The sequence below is a fragment of the Pseudomonas sp. AN-1 genome, from assembly GCF_034057115.1.
GTDB lineage: Bacteria > Pseudomonadota > Gammaproteobacteria > Pseudomonadales > Pseudomonadaceae > Geopseudomonas.
This window is the reverse complement of the sequence record NZ_CP139195.1, coordinates 4,189,941-4,207,023: the sequence shown is the minus strand read 5'-3', so window position 1 is coordinate 4,207,023 and position 17,083 is coordinate 4,189,941. Positions and strand designations below refer to the sequence as shown.

The 17,083-nt window shown below is 68.5% G+C and carries 17 protein-coding genes; 8 read left to right on the top strand and 9 right to left on the bottom strand.

The annotated features are described in order from the left end of the window. Positions 1 to 50: 50 nt before the first annotated feature. Entirely contained in the window at positions 51 to 491 is a 441-nt protein-coding gene (locus SK095_RS19755; RefSeq protein WP_320547227.1) for an FxsA family protein, read from the bottom strand. A gap of 281 nt (positions 492 to 772) precedes the next feature. Here SK095_RS19755 and SK095_RS19750 point away from each other — a divergent pair, with 281 nt between their 5' ends. Further along, positions 773 to 1,531, top strand: coding sequence for an SDR family oxidoreductase (locus SK095_RS19750; protein ID WP_136488194.1), 759 nt, complete (start codon positions 773 to 775; stop codon positions 1,529 to 1,531). Between the two features lie 36 nt (positions 1,532 to 1,567). On the opposite strand, the gene SK095_RS19745 is transcribed toward SK095_RS19750, so the two are convergent. Beyond that, complete coding sequence (locus tag SK095_RS19745; protein WP_320547226.1) at positions 1,568 to 2,572, bottom strand: DUF481 domain-containing protein; 1,005 nt, start codon at positions 2,570 to 2,572, stop codon at positions 1,568 to 1,570. 146 nt (positions 2,573 to 2,718) lie between these two features. On the opposite strand from SK095_RS19745, the gene SK095_RS19740 reads away from it, so the two are divergent. Together SK095_RS19740 and SK095_RS19735 are read left to right on the top strand one after the other, a co-directional pair. Then, the gene (locus SK095_RS19740; protein ID WP_136488196.1) at positions 2,719 to 3,051 is read left to right on the top strand and encodes an MGMT family protein; all 333 of its coding nucleotides are present in this window, start codon (positions 2,719 to 2,721) and stop codon (positions 3,049 to 3,051) included. A 37-nt stretch (positions 3,052 to 3,088) separates the two neighbouring features. Beyond that, the gene (locus SK095_RS19735) at positions 3,089 to 4,633 is read left to right on the top strand and encodes an AmpG family muropeptide MFS transporter (RefSeq protein WP_136488197.1); all 1,545 of its coding nucleotides are present in this window, start codon (positions 3,089 to 3,091) and stop codon (positions 4,631 to 4,633) included. 69 nt (positions 4,634 to 4,702) lie between these two features. On the opposite strand, the gene SK095_RS19730 is transcribed toward SK095_RS19735, so the two are convergent. Next, positions 4,703 to 5,182, bottom strand: coding sequence for a YajQ family cyclic di-GMP-binding protein (locus tag SK095_RS19730; RefSeq protein WP_136488198.1), 480 nt, complete (start codon positions 5,180 to 5,182; stop codon positions 4,703 to 4,705). Positions 5,183 to 5,325: 143 nt separating this feature from the next. On the opposite strand from SK095_RS19730, the gene SK095_RS19725 reads away from it, so the two are divergent. The 4 genes from SK095_RS19725 to SK095_RS19710 are packed head-to-tail and all read left to right on the top strand — an operon-like array spanning position 5,326 to position 8,057. Beyond that, positions 5,326 to 6,294 (top strand): response regulator, encoded by a 969-nt coding sequence (locus SK095_RS19725; RefSeq protein WP_136488199.1) that lies wholly within the window; start codon positions 5,326 to 5,328, stop codon positions 6,292 to 6,294. After that, positions 6,291 to 7,208, top strand: a complete 918-nt coding sequence (locus tag SK095_RS19720) for a putative 2-dehydropantoate 2-reductase (RefSeq protein WP_320547225.1) — start codon at positions 6,291 to 6,293, stop codon at positions 7,206 to 7,208. The genes SK095_RS19725 and SK095_RS19720 overlap by 4 nt, the downstream gene beginning before the upstream one ends. Positions 7,209 to 7,257: 49 nt before the next feature. After that, on the top strand, positions 7,258 to 7,836 hold the full coding sequence (locus SK095_RS19715) for a cob(I)yrinic acid a,c-diamide adenosyltransferase (RefSeq protein WP_320547224.1): 579 nt from the start codon (positions 7,258 to 7,260) through the stop codon (positions 7,834 to 7,836). Continuing rightward, positions 7,833 to 8,057, top strand: a complete 225-nt coding sequence (locus SK095_RS19710; protein WP_136488202.1) for a DUF3820 family protein — start codon at positions 7,833 to 7,835, stop codon at positions 8,055 to 8,057. Before SK095_RS19715 ends, SK095_RS19710 begins: the two co-directional genes overlap by 4 nt. A gap of 119 nt (positions 8,058 to 8,176) precedes the next feature. Here the strand turns inward: SK095_RS19710 and SK095_RS19705 are convergent, their stop codons facing one another. The 4 genes from SK095_RS19705 to SK095_RS19690 all read right to left on the bottom strand — a co-directional run bounded on the left by SK095_RS19705 (position 8,177) and on the right by SK095_RS19690 (position 14,276). Continuing rightward, positions 8,177 to 9,118 carry a Nudix family hydrolase gene (locus tag SK095_RS19705; protein ID WP_320547223.1) on the bottom strand — a complete coding sequence of 314 codons (942 nt, stop codon included), beginning with the start codon at positions 9,116 to 9,118 and terminating at the stop codon, positions 8,177 to 8,179. A gap of 52 nt (positions 9,119 to 9,170) precedes the next feature. Beyond that, entirely contained in the window at positions 9,171 to 10,388 is a 1,218-nt protein-coding gene (argJ, locus tag SK095_RS19700) for a bifunctional glutamate N-acetyltransferase/amino-acid acetyltransferase ArgJ (RefSeq protein ID WP_320547222.1), read from the bottom strand. A 107-nt stretch (positions 10,389 to 10,495) separates the two neighbouring features. Beyond that, positions 10,496 to 13,234: a preprotein translocase subunit SecA gene (gene secA, locus SK095_RS19695; protein WP_320547221.1), complete on the bottom strand. Its 2,739-nt coding sequence runs from the start codon at positions 13,232 to 13,234 to the stop codon at positions 10,496 to 10,498. Positions 13,235 to 13,349: 115 nt separating this feature from the next. Next, the gene (locus tag SK095_RS19690) at positions 13,350 to 14,276 is read right to left on the bottom strand and encodes a M23 family metallopeptidase (RefSeq protein ID WP_320547220.1); all 927 of its coding nucleotides are present in this window, start codon (positions 14,274 to 14,276) and stop codon (positions 13,350 to 13,352) included. 74 nt (positions 14,277 to 14,350) lie between these two features. Between SK095_RS19690 and SK095_RS19685 the strand changes: the two genes are divergently transcribed. Continuing rightward, positions 14,351 to 14,806 carry a DUF721 domain-containing protein gene (locus SK095_RS19685; protein ID WP_201485180.1) on the top strand — a complete coding sequence of 152 codons (456 nt, stop codon included), beginning with the start codon at positions 14,351 to 14,353 and terminating at the stop codon, positions 14,804 to 14,806. A 73-nt stretch (positions 14,807 to 14,879) separates the two neighbouring features. Here SK095_RS19685 and lpxC read toward each other — a convergent pair whose 3' ends face one another. Beyond that, complete coding sequence (lpxC, locus tag SK095_RS19680; RefSeq protein WP_136488208.1) at positions 14,880 to 15,791, bottom strand: UDP-3-O-acyl-N-acetylglucosamine deacetylase; 912 nt, start codon at positions 15,789 to 15,791, stop codon at positions 14,880 to 14,882. Between the two features lie 111 nt (positions 15,792 to 15,902). Further along, a complete protein-coding gene (gene ftsZ, locus SK095_RS19675) occupies positions 15,903 to 17,072 on the bottom strand; it encodes a cell division protein FtsZ (protein WP_201485179.1) in 1,170 nt (389 codons plus the stop codon). Positions 17,073 to 17,083: the final 11 nt, after the last annotated feature.

The window sequence follows — 17,083 nt, the reverse complement described above, 5'->3', positions numbered from 1 at the left end:
GCTAGATGAGGGCCGGCCAGGGCATTTCAAGGGGCAGGACAAAAAAAATTTCAGTCGTCGTGGCGCTGCCACTCGCCCTCGATGACCTGCGGGCGCGACTGGGCTGGCTCGTGCTCCGCCTGGCCGGCCTGCGGGCGACGGCGGGCGGCGCTGCGCAGCAGACGCTGGCGCAGCGCGTGGCGGGTGAACGGCAGCAGGCAGAGGATGCCGAGAACGTCGCTGATCAAGCCGGGCAGCAGCAGCAGGAAGCCGCCGAGGGCCAGCAGCAGGCCGTCGAGCATCTCCTGCTCCGGCGCCTCGCCGGCGAGCAGGCGGGCTCGGGCGCGCCAGGCGGTGGCCGGTCCGGCGATGCGCAGCAGGAAGCCACCGGCCAGGGCGCTGGCGACCACCAGCAGCAGGGTGGCCAGCACGCCGATGTGGCTGCCGACCGCGATCAGCACGGCCAGCTCGAGCAGTGGGAAGAGGATGAAGGCGGACAGCAGTAGGCGCATCGAATCGGTTTTCCGGAACGGGCGGGACAGCCCAATGTGACACGAGATGGCGCCCGCGTCAGGCGAATTCAAGCCCGCCGCCCGCCACCCGTCGACCGAAACGCATCCGGACGCGCACCGCCACCGAGAAAATTCTTGACTATCAAGCCCGCCGATGCTGCACTGCAAAAGACGCTCAGGGAATGAATCCTCGCAGAGAATCCGTCGCAACGGACAGGGGCTCCGGAACCTCCGCAGCCACCGGCGAGGCCAACAAACAATACAAGCAGGGGGATTCCCTCATGCAACTCAAAGACAAGGTCATCATCATCACCGGCGGCGGCCAGGGCCTCGGCCGGGCCATGGCCGAATACCTTTCCTGCCGCGGTGCAAAACTGGCATTGGTCGACCTCAACCCGGAAAAACTGGACCAGGCAGTGAGCGCCTGCCAGGCCAACGGTGTCGAGGCGCGCGCCTATGTGTGCAACGTCGCCGACGAGGCGCAGGTCGAGGGCATGGTGCAGCAGGTGGCCGCCGACTTCGGCGCCATCCACGGCCTGATCAACAACGCCGGCATCCTGCGCGACGGCATGCTGCTCAAGGTCAGGGACGGCGTCATCGAGAAGCTGCCGCTGGCGCAGTGGCAGGCAGTGCTCGACGTCAACCTGACCGGCCCCTTCCTGTGCACCCGCGAGGTGGCGGCGAAGATGATCGAACTCAAGTGCGCAGGCGCCATCGTCAACATCTCCTCGGTGTCGCGCGCCGGCAACATGGGGCAGAGCAACTATTCCGCGGCCAAGGCCGGGGTGGCCTCGCTGACCGTGGTGTGGGCCAAGGAGCTGGCGCGCCACGGCATCCGCGTCGGCGCCATCGCCCCCGGCTTCATCGGCACCGAGATGGTCGCCAGCATGAAGCCCGAGGCCCTGGAGCGCATGACCTCGGCGATCCCGCTCCGGCGTCTGGGCCAGCCCGAGGAGATCGCCCAGGCTGCCGCCTTCATCTTCGAGAGCGACTACTTCACCGGTCGCGTGCTCGAGCTGGACGGCGGCATCCGCCTGTAAGGCCGACAGCGGCGGGCGGACGCTCCGGCGTCCGCCCTACCAGCCGACGCCGAAACCGAGGCTGTAGGTCGCCTCGTCGACGTCGCCCTGCTCGCCGCGCAGCTGGTCCCACTCGCCCTTGAGGTGCAGCGAGGCCCAGCTGTTGAGCTTGTAGCGCAGCCCCAGGTCGCTCTCCAGCTTGTAGTCGATGGCGTCGACGAAGGGCGCGCCCAGCTCGCCATGGCTGAACAGCTCGAAGCGCTTGCCCAGCAGGAAGCGGTTGTAGTCCCACTTGAAGCCCAGCGCGTAGAGGTGTTCCTTGCCGCCGGCGGCGAAGGCCAGGTCGTGGCGATTGAGCAGCGACACCAGCGAGAAGGCGCCCAGCTCGTTGTCCCAGAACTGGTAGCCGGGACCGCTGCCCAGGGTGCGCTGGATCGCCACCTCCTCGATGCGGTCGCGCTCGTACTCGAACTTGCCCTGCCAGAACCAGTGCTCGTCGAGGAAGCGGTCGAGGGCGTACTCGCCGCCGATGCTGTCCTCGGTCTCCACCTCGTCCTTCGACTCGCGGTCGTAGCTGGCGCTGAGATTGTGCCGCCAGTCGCCGTGACGGGCCTTGGTGCGCAGATCGACGTCGAACTCCTCGACATCCTTCTCGGCCCGCTCGTACTCGACGGCGAAGTCCGCGCTGCCGCTCCACACCCAGTCTTCCACCAGCGGCCGCGGCGGCAGGATCTGCTGCACCGCAGCGAGTTCGACGCTGCGCGCCGCACCGTTGACCAGCTCGACCCGGCCGTCGGCGGCGCGACGCAGGCCGCGGGCGTGCTCGCCCTCGCTGTCGTCCAGCTTGACCAGCAGGGCCTGGTCGCTTTCCAGGCTGGCCACCTGCCGCCAGTCCAGAGTCACGCTGCCGGCGTAGTCGGTCTTGAGCAGCAGCTTGCCGCCATCGAACAGCTGAATCCGCCCGCTCAGGCGGTCGCCGTTCTTCAGCCAGACGGTATCGGCCAGGGCCGGAGTGACCAGCAGGGACAGGATGACGGACAGCAGCAGGGTCGGCAGGCGCATGGGAACGAGGGTCGACGAGCGGAAAGCGCGCCATTATCCGGAGCCGTGCCTGGCGGGCAAGCCACGACCGTCGTACGGTAGCGGACGCTGCAGGCGGACCGGACCGGGAGTATGCTCCATGCCTTCGCCCCCACCGAGGACCGCCCATGCCTGTCCCTGCCGACCCGCGTCGCGCCGCGCTGTACGCCGTGCTGGCCCAGGTGCCGCCCGGACGGGTGGTCAGCTACGGCCAGCTCGCCGCCCTGGCCGGCCTGGGCCGCGCGGCCCGCTGGGTGGGCCGCTGCCTCGCCCAGCTGCCGCAGGACAGCGCCCTGCCCTGGCACCGGGTGGTGGCTGCCGGCGGACGCCTGAGCCTGCCGGCCGGCTCGCCCGCCGGCGACGAGCAGCGCCGCCGTCTCGCCGCCGAAGGCGTGGTGCTGCTCGGCGGACGCCTCGACATCCGTCGCCACGGCTGGCATCCCGCTGGCCAGAGCGGTTAGAGTGCAGGTTTTGCCCCGGATCTCCATGCAGCGCTCCATGCCCCGTCGAACCTGGCGCGAAGCCTTCGCCACCTATGCCAGCCCCTCCGCCCTCGCGCTCCTGCTGCTCGGCTTCGCTGCCGGCCTGCCGATGGTGCTGGTGTTCTCCACCCTGTCGGTATGGCTGCGCGAGGCCGGCGTGGCGCGCGAGACCATCGGCTACGCCAGCCTGATCGGCCTGGCCTACGCCTTCAAGTGGGTGTGGTCGCCGCTGCTCGACCAGTGGCGCCTGCCGCTGCTCGGCCGCCTCGGCCGGCGCCGCTCCTGGCTGGCGCTGTCGCAGCTGATGGTGGCCGTCGGCCTGGCCGGCATGGCGCTGTTCGACCCACAGACCCACCTGGCCTGGCTGATCGCCGTCGCCGTGCTGGTGGCCTTCGCTTCCGCCACCCTGGACATCGCCCTCGACGCCTACCGCCTGGAGATCGCCGAGGATACCCAGCAGGCCGCGCTGGCGGCCTGCTACACCACCGGCTACCGGGTGGCCATGCTGCTGGCCACCGCCGGCGCGCTGTTCGTCGCCGAGGGCTTCGGCTCGACCGGCGGCAACTACCTGTACCCGGCCTGGGCCAGCACCTACCTGCTGTTCGCCCTGCTGATGCTGCCCGGCCTGCTCACCACCCTGTGGATGCGCGAGCCGCCGCTGCCGGCACCGCTGCAGCAGGCGGCCAGCCGCTACGGCCTGAGCCACCAGCTGATCTCGGTGCTGGTGCTGATCGTGCTGCTGATCTCGGTGCCGGCGATGTTCACCCAGCTCTACCACAGCGGCGTGGACGGAGTGTTCAGCAGCCAGGTGACCCTGCTCGACCTGCTGCTCGACGACCGCGCCTTCCTGCGCTTCACCCTGTACACCGTGCTCACCCTGCTGTGCCTGTCGCCGTTCGGCCGCCGCGGCCTGGCGCCGGTGCTCACCCCGATCAGCGACTTCATCCACCGCTACCGCTGGCAGGCGCTGGTCCTCCTCGGCCTGATCGCCACCTACCGCATGTCGGACACCGTCATGGGCGTGATGGCCAACGTGTTCTACGTCGACCTCGGCTTCAGCAAAGACCAGATCGCCAGCGTCAGCAAGCTGTTCGGCCTGGTGATGACCCTGCTCGGTGCCGGTGTCGGCGGCGTGCTGATCGCCCGCTTCGGCATCCTGCCGATCCTGTTCGTCGGCGGCCTGGCCTCGGCGACGACCAACCTGCTGTTCGCCCTGCTCTCCGGCATGGGCCCCAACCTCGAGATGCTGATGCTGACCATCTCGGTGGACAACTTCAGCGGCGGCCTGGCCACCGCGGCCTTCGTCGCCTACCTGTCGAGCCTGACCAACCTGCAGTTCTCCGCCACCCAGTACGCGCTGCTCAGCTCGATCATGCTGCTGCTGCCGCGCCTGATGGGCGGCTACTCCGGGGTGCTGGTCGAGAAGCTCGGCTACGCCGACTTCTTCCTGGTCACCGCGCTGATCGGCATCCCCACCCTGCTGCTGATCGGCCTGCAGTGGGGCCGCGAGCGCCGCCAGCCGGCCACCGCCTCCGCCGGCGAGCCGCCGCAGGGCTCCTGACCGGCAGAAACGCCGAGGGCCAGCCCTGCGGCTGGCCCTCGGACAACGGACCACCGGAAGCGCGGCCGATCAGTCGCGGAAGTTGTTGAACTGCAGCGGCATGCCCAGCTCCTGGGTGCGCAGCAGGGCGATGGCCTCCTGCAGGTCGTCGCGCTTCTTGCCGGTGACGCGCACCTGCTCGCCCTGGATGGCGGCCTGGACCTTGAGCTTGGCATCCTTGATCAGCGCGACTATCTTCTTGGCCAGCTCCTTGTCGATGCCTTCGCGCATGGTCACTTCCTGCTTGACCACCTTGCCGGACGCATAGGGATCCTTGTACTCCAGGCACTGGATGTCGATCTTGCGCTTGACCAGCGCCAGCTTGAGGATCTCGATCATCTGCTCGAGCATGAACTCGGCCTCGGCGGTCAGGGTGACCGTCTTTTCCTTGAACTCGAAACTGCCCTTGCCGCGCAGGTCGTAGCGGCGATCCAGCTCCTTGATGGCATTGTCGACGGCGTTGGTGACTTCGTGCTTGTCCAGCTCGGACACGATGTCGAACGAGGGCATGGTTACTCTCCGATGAACGGCGCGACCGGGTTCACGGATGCGTCGCGCCTGGCTTGACGTAAAAAATGGAGGGTCATTATAACTGAGCTCCCGTTCGGTGCCGCTCGCAAGCACCGCCCCGACGATCAGCCGAGCCCCAGGCCATGCCCAATCCCAATCTCAGCATCATGGTGGTGGACGATGCCCGGTTTTCCAGCGCCCTGATCTGCCGCGTACTGCAGCAGGCAGGCTATCGCGACATCCGCATCGCCGGCAGCGCCCGCGAGGCCCTCGAAGCGCTCCAGCAACGGCCGGCCAACGTGCTGCTGGTGGACTGGATGATGCCGGAGATGGACGGCCTGCAGATGACCGCACAGGTCCGCCAGCTCGACGAGTCCGGCGAGCACTACACCTACGTCATCCTGCTCACCGGCAGCGACGCCAAGAACATCCTCGGCGCCGCCTTCGGCCGCGGCGTCGACGACTTCGTCAGCAAGTCCACGGTCAGCGAGCAGCTGCTGCCGCGGGTTCTGGCCGCCGAACGCCTGTGCGCCACCCTGCAGCGCCTGCTGCAGGAAAAGCGCCAGCTGGCGCACAACCTCAGCCATCTGGAACAGCGCAACGTGATCGACCCGCTGACCGGCCTCGGCAACCAGCGCTTCCTGCAGCAGCACCTCGGCAGCGCCCTGCGCCAGCTCGAGTCGCGCGGTGGTGCGCTGTGCTACCTGCTGATCGGCCTGGAGAATCCCGGCAACGGCCACGGCGAGGGCCTGCAGCGCGAGCTGCTCTATCACGTCGCCCGCCGTCTGCAGCAGATGCTGCGCCCGCTCGACGCGGTGGCACGCCTCGACGACCGCCACTTCGCCGTGGTCGCCATGGTCGACGACCTGCGCGAATGCGGCCACGGCAGCTTCCGCCGGCTGCACGAGGGACTCAACCGCAAGGCGCTGAAGACCAGCGAGGGCTTCATCACTCCGCAGGCCACCATCGCCATGATCGGCGTCGAAAGCCGCGACTGCCCGGTAGGCGTCGAACAACTGATGCGCCAGGCCGCGGCGCAGCTGGAGGAGGCCCGCGGCAGCGGGCGCATCGCCTGCAGCCGCCTGCAGCGCTCGGCCGCCGCCAGCCCGTGACCAGCACCTGGCATGTGCTCGGCAGCGGCAGCCTCGGCGGCCTGTGGGCGGCCCGCCTCGCCGCAGCCGGCCTGCCGGTCGAGCTGCTGCTGCGCGATCGCCAGCGGCTCGCCGAGTACCGGGCAGCCGGCGGCCTGACCTTCGAGCGCGACGGCCACTGCCGGCAGCTCGCCCTGCCGGCGCAACCCCTCGACGAACCCGCGCCGATCCGCCGCCTGCTGCTGGCCAGCAAGGCCTATGACGCAGCCGCGGCTGCGCGCGCCCTGCGCCCGCGCCTGGCTCCCGGCGCCGAAGTGATCCTGCTGCAGAACGGCCTGGGCAGCCAGGACGCTGTCGCGGCGCTGCTGCCGCAGGCACGCTGCATCTTCGCCTCCAGCACCGAAGGCGCCTTCCGCCGCCGCGACTTCCATGTGGTGTTCGCCGGCAGCGGGCATACCTGGCTCGGCACGGCGCCGCCCACGCCCCCCCCCGGCTGGCTGGGAGAACTGGCCCAGGCCGGCATCCCGGCCAGCTGGAGCGACGACATCCTCGCCCGCCTGTGGCGCAAGCTGGCGCTGAACTGCGCGATCAATCCGCTGACCGTGCTGCACGACTGCCGCAACGGCGGTCTGCAGGCGCATGCCGTGGAAGTGGCCGCACTGTGCCGCGAACTGGTCGAGCTGCTGACCGCATGCGGCCAGGCCGCCGCGACCGATGGCCTGCAGACCGAGGTGGAGCGGGTGATCGCCGCCACCGCCGCCAACTACTCATCGATGTACCAGGACGTCGCTGCCGGGCGGCGCACCGAGATCGCCTACCTGCTCGGCCACGCCTGTCGCGAGGCGCAGCGCCGCGGGCTCGAGCTGCCGCGACTGGAAGATCTCGCCCGCCGCCTGCGCGCCCATCTGGCCGCGCGCGGATTGCCGCAGGACTGACGGCCAGCTACCCTGCCGGCTCGCGCTTGCAGCCAACAGGACCAGCACCATGGGCTACCGTCTGTCGAAGATCTACACCCGCACCGGCGATGCCGGCGAGACCGGCCTGGCCGACGGCCGCCGGGTGACCAAGGACCATCCGCGCATCGAGGCCATGGGCGAGGTCGATACCCTCAACAGCCAGCTCGGCCTGCTGCTCGCCGAACTGGCCGAGCAGGCAGCCTTGCGGCCCGGGCTGGCGGAAGTCATCGAAATTCTGGCGCCCTGCCAGCACCGCCTGTTCGATCTTGGCGGCGAGCTGGCGATGCCCGAGTACCAGGCGCTGAATGTCGCGGAAGTGGCGCGCCTGGAGCAGGCCATCGACGCCTGGAACACCGAGGTCGGGCCGCTGGAGAACTTCATCCTGCCCGGCGGCTCGCGCCTGGTGGCCCAGGCCCATGTCTGCCGCAGTTTCGCGCGCAGCGCCGAGCGTCGCTGCCAGCACCTCAACGCGGTGGAGCCGCTGCGCGGCGAGTGCCTGGCCTATCTCAACCGCCTGTCCGACCTGCTGTTCGTCGGCGCGCGGCTGATCGCCCGCCGCCAGCAGGTCGACGAGGTGCTCTGGCAGGCGGCGGAGCGCGACGCGTGAAGCCCGAGGACCTGTTGCTGCTGGTCAGTCGGCCGATGCCGTTCGGCAAGTACCAGGGACGGCTGATCAGCGAGCTGCCCGGCCACTATCTGGCCTGGTTCGCCCGCGAGGGCTTCCCGCGCGGCGAACTGGGCCGCCTGCTGGCGCTGATGCACGAGATCGACCACAACGGCCTGCGCGCCCTGCTGGAGCCGCTGCGCCGGCCAATGCAGCAGCCGTAGGGCAGGAAAACCGCACAGCGGCTTTCTACCGACGCACCTCGTCAGCGTGCCGCACGGTGGGCAATCGCTGCGCGAGTTGCCCTACCGCAACCGCCCGACATGGCTGCCGGCTCCGCCACTCAATCCGGCCAGAACGCGCGGATGCCGGCCACGCCCTGGGCGCCGGCCTGCCAGGCCCGCGCCTGCTCGGCCGGGCCGACCCCGCCGAGCAGGTACACCGGCTGGCTGAAGCCGCGGATCAGCTCGGCGGCCGAATCCCAGCCCAGCGGCGCGGCCTCGGGATGGGTCTGCGTCGCCTGCACGGGCGACAGGGTGACGAAGTCGACCCCCATCTGCGTCGCCAGCGCCAGCTCCTCGGCATCGTGGCAGGACGCTGCCAGCCAGCGCTCGCGGGGGAACGGCCGGCCGTTGGCCGCGTACTTGCGCAGCTGCGCGGCGGTCAGGTGCCAGCCGGCGGCGGGGAAGTCGCCCAGCCACTCCAGCGGCCCCTTGAGCATCAGCTGCGCCTTGCCGGCGCACAGACCCTGGATGTCGGTGGCCAGGTCGCGGTACTCGGGGCTGTACATGTTCGGCGCGCGCAGCTGCAGCAGGCGGATGCCGTCGGCCAGTGCCCGGCGCACGCCACGCAGCAGCTCGGCGGGCTCCAGGTCGTCGGGCGTGATCAGGTAGTGTGCCGGCAGACGCGCGGCGGCGACGATCGGCCGGTTGGCTTCGGGAAACTCGTAGTCGGGCAGCTCGCGCGGTGCCACCCAGGCCAGCGGCTGGCCCTCGCGGCCATGCGGCTCGCCGGTGAAGGCGCCGACCTCGTGGACGTCGAGCAGCACCGCCAGGTCGGGATAGTCGTGACGCACCTGGATCAGCGGGCGCGAGGCGATCACGTCGATGCCCAGCTCCTCGTGCAGCTCGCGCGCCAGCGCGACCTCCACCGCCTCGCCGGCCTCGACCTTGCCGCCGGGGAACTCCCACAGGCCGCCCTGATGCTTGTGTTCGGGACGCCGGGCGATCAGCACCCGGCCGTCGGTGCCGCGGATCACCGCCGCGGCCACGTGCAGTCGTTTCATCTCGGAATGGCTCCGCGCAGCGCGCCGCCGGGCGGCGGCGCGCTCCTGCAGGTCAGGAACGGTACTCGGCGTTGATGCGCACGTACTCGTGGGACAGGTCGGTGGTCCAGATGGTCTCGCTGCAGTCGCCGCGGCCCAGCTCGATGCGGATGCCGATTTCCTCCTGCTTCATCACCGCCGCGCCCTGCTCCTCGGTGTAGGTGGCGGCACGGCCGCCCTTGCTGGCGATGCACACCTCGCCGAGGAACACGTCGATCAGGCTGACGTCGAGGTTGGGCACTCCGGCGTAGCCGACCGCGGCGAGGATGCGCCCCCAGTTGGGGTCGGAGGCGAACAGCGCGGTCTTGATCAGCGGCGAGTGGGCCACGGCGTAGGCCACGTCCAGGCACTCCTGGTGGTTGGCGCCGCCGTTGACCTGCACGGTGACGAACTTGGTGGCGCCCTCGCCGTCGCGGACGATGGCCTGGGCGACTTCCATGAACACCTCGAACACCGCCTGCTTGAGCTTGGCGTACAGCTCGCCGCTCTTCTCGGTGATTTCCGGCAGGGTGGCCTGGCCGGTGGCGATCAGCATGCAGCAGTCGTTGGTGGAGGTGTCGCCGTCGATGGTGATGCGGTTGAACGACTTGTTGGCCGCATCGCGTACCAGGTCCTGCAGCACGTCGCGGGCGACCCTGGCGTCGGTGGCGATGTAGCCGAGCATGGTGGCCATGTTCGGGCGGATCATGCCGGCGCCCTTGCTGATGCCGGTGACGGTGACGGTGACGCCGTCGTGCTGGAACTGGCGGCTGGCGCCCTTGGGCAGGGTGTCGGTGGTCATGATGCCTTCGGCAGCCTGCGCCCAGTGGTCGACGCTGAGGTCGGCCAGCGCAGCCTCCAGGGCGGCCTCGATCTTCTCCACCGGCAGCGGCTCGCCGATCACCCCGGTGGAGAACGGCAGCACGGCGCTCTCGCTCACCCCGGCCAGTTCGGCCAGCTTGGCGCAGGCGCGGCGGGCGCGCACCAGGCCGTCCGGGCCGGTGCCGGCGTTGGCGTTGCCGGTGTTGGTCAGCAGGTAGCGCACCTCGCCCGCCAGGCGCTCGCGGGTGATCAGCACCGGCGCGGCGCAGAAGGCGTTGGTGGTGGTCACGCCGGCGATGGTCGAGCCCTCGGCGCAGCGCATCACCACCACGTCCTTGCGGCCGGGGCGCTTGATGCCGGCCGAGGCGATGCCGAGTTCGAAACCGGGAACCGGGTGCAGGGTGGGCAGGGGGCCAAGACCGACAGCCATGGGACAGACTCCTTGAGATGCGCGCGGCGCGTAATGAAGAGGGGACACAGTATCAAAAACGCCGCGAGCGGCAAGGCCGGTCGCGGCGCGGGCACGGCGTCAGCCGATCAGTTGATCTGGCCGTGGCAGTGCTTGTACTTCTTGCCGGAGCCGCACGGGCACGGCTCGTTGCGGCCGACCTTGGGCTCCTGACGCACGGCCACCGCCACCTGGGCCGCCTCGCCTTCCTCGTCGGCGGCCTCCAGCGGCTGGTCGAGCGCCGGCGCGGCGGCGTGCTGGAACTGCATGCGCGCGGCCAGGGCCTCGGCCTCGCGGCGCAGGCGCTCCTCTTCCTCGGCCGGGTCCTCGCGGCGCACCTGCACGTGGCAGAGCACACGGATGGCGTCGCGCTTGATGCTTTCCAGCAGCTCCTGGAACAGGGCGAAGGACTCGCGCTTGTACTCCTGCTTGGGGTTCTTCTGTGCGTAGCCGCGCAGGTGGATACCGTGGCGCAGGTGATCCATGGTGGACAGGTGCTCCTTCCACAGGTCGTCCAGCACGCGCAGGAGGATCTGCTTCTCGAAGCTGCGCAGCGCCTCGGCGCCGGCCAGCTCTTCCTTCTCCTCGTAGGCCTTGACCAGCTCGGCGAGGATGCGCTCGCGCAGGGTTTCCTCGTACAGCTTGTCGTCCTCGTCGAGCCACTGCTGCACCGGCAGGTGCAGGCCGAAGTCGGCCTGCAGGGCGGCCTCCAGCCCGGCGATGTCCCACTGCTCGGGCAGCGACTGCGGCGGGATATGGGCATCGATGGTGCGGGCGAGCACTTCCGCGCGGAACTCGGCGATGGTCTCGCCGACGTTCTCGGCGGCCAGCAGGCTGTTGCGCATGTGGTAGATCACCTTGCGCTGCTCGTTGGCCACGTCGTCGAACTCGAGCAGCTGCTTGCGGATGTCGAAGTTGCGTCCCTCGACCTTGCGCTGCGCCTTCTCGATGGCGTTGGTGACCATGCGGTGCTCGATGGCCTCGCCCGACTGCATGCCGAGGGCCTTCATGAAGTTCTTCACCCGGTCGGAGGCAAAGATGCGCATCAGGTTGTCTTCCAGCGACAGGTAGAAGCGGCTGGAGCCCGGGTCGCCCTGGCGGCCGGCGCGGCCGCGCAGCTGGTTGTCGATGCGCCGCGACTCGTGGCGCTCGGAGGCGATCACGTGCAGGCCACCGGCCTCGATGACCTGCTGGTGGCGCTTCTGCCACTCGGCCTTGATCTTCGCCACCTGCTCGTCGCTGGGGTTCTCCAGCGCGGCGATCTCCACCTCCCAGTTGCCGCCGAGCAGGATGTCGGTACCGCGGCCGGCCATGTTGGTGGCGATGGTCACCGCGCCGGGGCGACCGGCTTGGGCGATGATCTCGGCCTCCTTGTCGTGGTACTTGGCATTGAGCACCTTGTGCTCGATGCCGGCCTTGACCAGCAGCTGGGAGACGTACTCGGAACTCTCGATCGAGGCGGTGCCGACCAGCACCGGACGGCCTTCGGCCTGGCACTGCTTGATGTCCTCGATGACCGCCGCGTACTTCTCCTCCTGGGTCAGGTAGACCAGGTCGTTGAAGTCCTTGCGCGCGATCGGCTTGTTGGTCGGGATCACCACCACGTCGAGGCCGTAGATCTGCCGGAACTCGAAGGCCTCGGTGTCGGCGGTACCGGTCATGCCGGCCAGCTTGCCGTACAGGCGGAAGTAGTTCTGGAAGGTGGTCGAGGCCAGGGTCTGGCTCTCGGCCTGGATCTGCACCCCCTCCTTGGCCTCGATGGCCTGGTGCAGGCCCTCGGACAGGCGCCGGCCCGGCATGGTGCGCCCGGTGTGCTCGTCGATCAGCAGGATCTGGTTGTCCTGCACGATGTATTCGACGTTGCGGTGGAACAGCGTGTGCGCACGCAGCGCCGCATGGACGTGGGTCAGCAGGCTGAGGTTGTGCGCCGAGTAGAGGCTCTCGCCCTCGGCCAGCAGGCCGGCCTGGCTGAGCATGTCCTCGATGACCTGGTGGCCCTGCTCGGTGAGTTCGACCTGGCGGGCCTTCTCGTCGATGCTGTAGTGGCCCTCCTCCTGCACCTCGCCGTCTTCCGAGTTCAGCTGACGCTTGAGCCGCGGAATCAGCTGGTTCATCTGCAGGTACAGGCGCGAGCTGTCCTCGGCCGGACCGGAGATGATCAGCGGAGTACGCGCCTCGTCGATGAGGATGGAGTCCACCTCGTCGACCACGGCGAAGTTCAGCTCGCGCTGGAACTTGTCCTCCAGGCTGAAGGCCATGTTGTCGCGGAGGTAGTCGAAGCCGAACTCGTTGTTGGTGCCGTAGGTGATGTCGGCGGCATAGGCCGCGCGCTTGTCGGTCGGATCCTGGAACGGGCTGACCACTCCCACCGACAGGCCGAGGAACTCGTACAGCGGGCGCATCCAGTTGGCGTCGCGGCGGGCCAGGTAATCGTTGACCGTGACCACGTGCACGCCCTTGCCGGCCAGGGCGTTGAGGTACACCGCCAGGGTGCCCACCAGGGTCTTGCCCTCGCCGGTACGCATCTCGGCGATCTTGCCCTCGTGCAGGGTCATGCCGCCGATCAGCTGCACGTCGAAATGCCGCATGCCCATCACCCGCTTGCCGGCCTCGCGGGCCACCGCGAAGGCTTCCGGCAACAGCTTGTCGAGACTCTCGCCCTGGGCGAAACGCGCCTTGAACTCTTCGGTCTTGCCCCTGAGCTGCTCGTCGGACAGCGCGACCATCTGCTCTTCCAGGACGTTGATCGCCTGGACAGCCTTGGTCATGCGCTTGACTTCACGCTCGTTCTTGCTTCCAAAGAGTTTTCTCAACAAAGGCGCAAACATAGGGGGAGGGTCTTCCATCTGTGGAAATGGAGGGCACCCCAGCGGAGCGCCCAGTGCCGTCTGCACGGCAGCGAAGGAGGCATTCTACCCGGAAATGCCCGCATGAAAAGTCGCCTCATTCATCACTGGCGGCACGGGCGATGTAGGTCTCGGGATTGACCTGGCGACCGTTCTTCTTGACCTCGAAGTGCAGGTGCGGGCCGGTGGAACGCCCGCTGCTGCCGACCAGGGCGATGGCCTGGCCACGCTGCACCAGGTCGCCGACCTGCACCAGATTGCGCTGATTGTGGCCGTACAGGGTGGTATAGCCGTCGGCATGACTGACCTCGACGGTCCAGCCGTAGCCCGACTTGCGACCGGACCAGGTGACCACCCCGGTGGCCACCGCGACTATCTCGGTACCGCGCTTGGCGGCGAAATCCACGCCCTTGTGCTGGCGTGCACGCCCATGGAAGGGGTCGCGGCGCAGCCCGAACGGCGAGGACTGGTAGCCGCTGGCCACCGGCAGCCCGGCGACCTGGCGCGCATCGTCGAGGCGGCGCTCGGCGAGCAACTGCTCGAGCACCTCCAGCTGCTGCTCGCGCCCGTCGATGCGGGCGGCCAGGGCGTCGAGGCTGCCGAGCACGTCGCTGCCGGAGAAGGTCTCGGCGTCCAGCGGCTCGTCCGGCCCGCCCTGCCCTACCGGCTGGGAGAAGTCGAATTCGTCGGCGTCGAGCTTGGCCAGCTCGGCCAGACGTTCGCCCAGCGCATCCAGGCGAGTCAGGCGGGCCTGCAGCTCGGCGAGGTGCACGCCGAGCGCGTCCAGCTGGCGCTGGGCGACGGCGCGCGCCTCGATCAGTTCCTCGGGCTGCACACCGCTCGTCGCGGCGACCGACTCGTCGGGAACCGCGACAGGGGCCTCGGGTCTGATCCAGGCGCCGAGTACCATTCCGGTGGCCAGCGTACAGCCGAGCAGGAGAGTGGCCAGCAGCAAGCCGCGGCGGGGAGTGAGGGTGAGTGCGCGCGCCGCACCGTGGCGACGGCTCATGAAAATGATATGCATGGAACATCCCGCAAGAAGAATCGGCGCGGCCGTTCTGCTACGATGGCCGCTCGGTTGTTTCCAGGCGTCCTGCCATGACTTTTCGCCCCCTGCCGGCTCGAGCGCCCGCGACCCTGCTGCGCGGAACCAAGACGCTCAAGAACCTGTTCGGCGAGGCGCAGCGCCTCGCCCACCTGCAGCAACTGGTGGAAAGCCAACTGCAGCCGGCGGCCCGCGCGCACTGCAAGGTCGCCTCCTGGCGCGAGGACTGCCTGCTGCTGATCGTCACCGACGGCCAGTGGGCCACCCACCTGCGCTACCAGCAGAAACGCCTGCTGCGTCAGCTGCGGGGCCTCAGGGAGTTCGCGAACTTAGCGAAAATCCATTTCAAGGTGCAACCGGCACCAGCCGAAAGGCGTGTCACCGGTCGAAATCCCACCCTGTCCGCCAATGCCGCGGACACCCTGCGCGCCGCCGCCAGCGGCATCGAGGATCCACGCCTGCGCGCCGCCCTCGAGCGCCTGGCCAGCCACACGACCCCGCACGACTGAGCCCACCGCAAAAGGCGCGGACGAAAAAAAGGCCACCGCAGGGGTGGCCTCAAGAGAAAGGGAGGGTCTTGCCTCAGACGGCAGCTGCCGGGCGCATGTAGGAGATCGGCGCGGTGCTGGCATCCTCGAAGGTCACCACTTCCCAGGCATCCCGCTCGGCGAGCAGGGTGCGCAGGAGACGGTTGTTCAGGGCGTGGCCGGACTTGTGCCCGCGGAACTCGCCGATCAGGCTGGTGCCGAGCAGGTACAGGTCGCCGATGGCGTCCAGGATCTTGTGCTTGACGAACTCGTCCTCGTAGCGCAGGCCGTCTTCGTTGAGCACGCGAAACTCGTCGACCACGATGGCGTTGTCGACGCTGCCGCCGAGCGCCAGGTTCTGCGAACGCAGGAACTCGATGTCGCGCATGAAGCCGAAGGTGCGCGCACGGCTGACTTCCTTGACGAACGAGGTACTGGAGAAGTCGACGCAGGCGGTCTGCGTACGGCCGCGGAACACCGGATGGTCGAAGTCGATCTCGAAGCTCACCTTGAAGCCATCGAACGGCAGGAAGGTGGCGCTCTTGCCGTCTTCCTCCACGGTCACCGGCCGCTTGATGCGGATGAACTTCTTCGCCGCCTCCTGTTCCTGCAGTCCGGCGGACTGGATCAGGAACACGAAGGGACCGGCACTGCCATCCATGATCGGCACTTCCGGCGCCGACAGCTCGATGTAGGCGTTGTCGATACCCAGGCCAGCCATGGCCGAGAGCAGGTGCTCAACCGTATCCACCTTGACGTCACCCTTGACCAGCGTGGTCGACAGGGTGGTATCACCGACGTTCTCGGCCCGGGCCGGAATTTCCACCATCGGGTCGAGATCGGTGCGACAGAACACGATCCCGGTATCCACCGGAGCCGGCTTCAGGGTGAGGTAGACCTTCTCCCCCGAATGCAGGCCGACGCCGGTGGCGCGGATGATGTTCTTCAAAGTGCGTTGTCTGATCATGGCTTTGGCCGTATCTGCACAAGTTGTGAACTGTTCTCAGCAATGGCAGGCATGATAGCAGAGCCCGCCCTTACTGAACACCAATCACGGCTATGCCGCTGATATAGCGCGTCAATCGGCCTGACGACGCAGGAACGCCGGAATATCCAGGTAATCCAGATCCTCCTGGGTGGCGATCTTCGGCGCGGGCGCGGCACCGCCGGCGGTCGGGCGCGGTTCGCGCATCACGGTCGGGCGCTCGAGATCGCGGTAATTGACCGAGGCGGCCTGGGGCGCAGGAGCGGCGACCGGCGTGTTGTCGACCACCTTGGTCGGCTTCTCCATGCGCGCGCCGAGGCCGGTGGCGACCACGGTGACATGCAGCTCGTCGCGCATCTCCGGATCGATCACCGCACCGATCTTCACGGTGGCGTGCTCGGAGGTGAACTGCTCGATGATGCTGCCCACCTCGGTGTACTCGCCCAGCGACAGGTCGAGGCCGGCGGTGATGTTGACCAGGATGCCGCGGGCGCCCTGCAGGTTGATGTCCTCCAGCAGCGGGTTGCGGATCGCCGCCTCGGCCGCCTCGCGGGCGCGGTTCGGGCCGCTGGCGTGGCCGGTGCCCATCATCGCCATGCCCATCTCGCTCATCACGGTGCGCACGTCGGCGAAGTCGACGTTCATCAGGCCCGGGCGCTGCATGATGTCGGAGATGCCGCGCACGGCGCCGGCCAGCACGTCGTCGGCCTTGGCGAAGGCGGACAGCAGGCTGGCATCCTTGCCGAGGATGGTCAGCAGCTTCTCGTTGGGGATGGTGATCAGCGAGTCGACATGCTCGGACAGGGCACGGATGCCCTCGTCGGCGATCTGCATGCGGCGACGGCCCTCGAAGGGGAACGGGCGGGTGACCACGGCCACGGTGAGGATGCCCATCTCCTTCGCCACTTCGGCGATGATCGGCGCTGCACCGGTGCCGGTGCCGCCGCCCATGCCGGTGGTGATGAACACCATGTTGGCGCCTTCCAGCACCTCGGCGATGCGCTCGCGGTCTTCCAGCGCAGCCTGGCGGCCGACGTCCGGATTGGTGCCGGCGCCCAGGCCCTTGGTGACGTTCATGCCCAGCTGCAGGATGGTCTTGGCGTCGACCTTCTTCAGCGCCTGGGCGTCGGTGTTGGCACAGATGAAATCGATGTCGTCGATGTTGCAGCGCAGCATGTGGTTGACCGCATTGCCGCCACCGCCGCCGACGCCGATGACCTTGATTACCGCGTTCGATTGAACGTTATCGACCATTTCAAACATTTTCCCTCTCC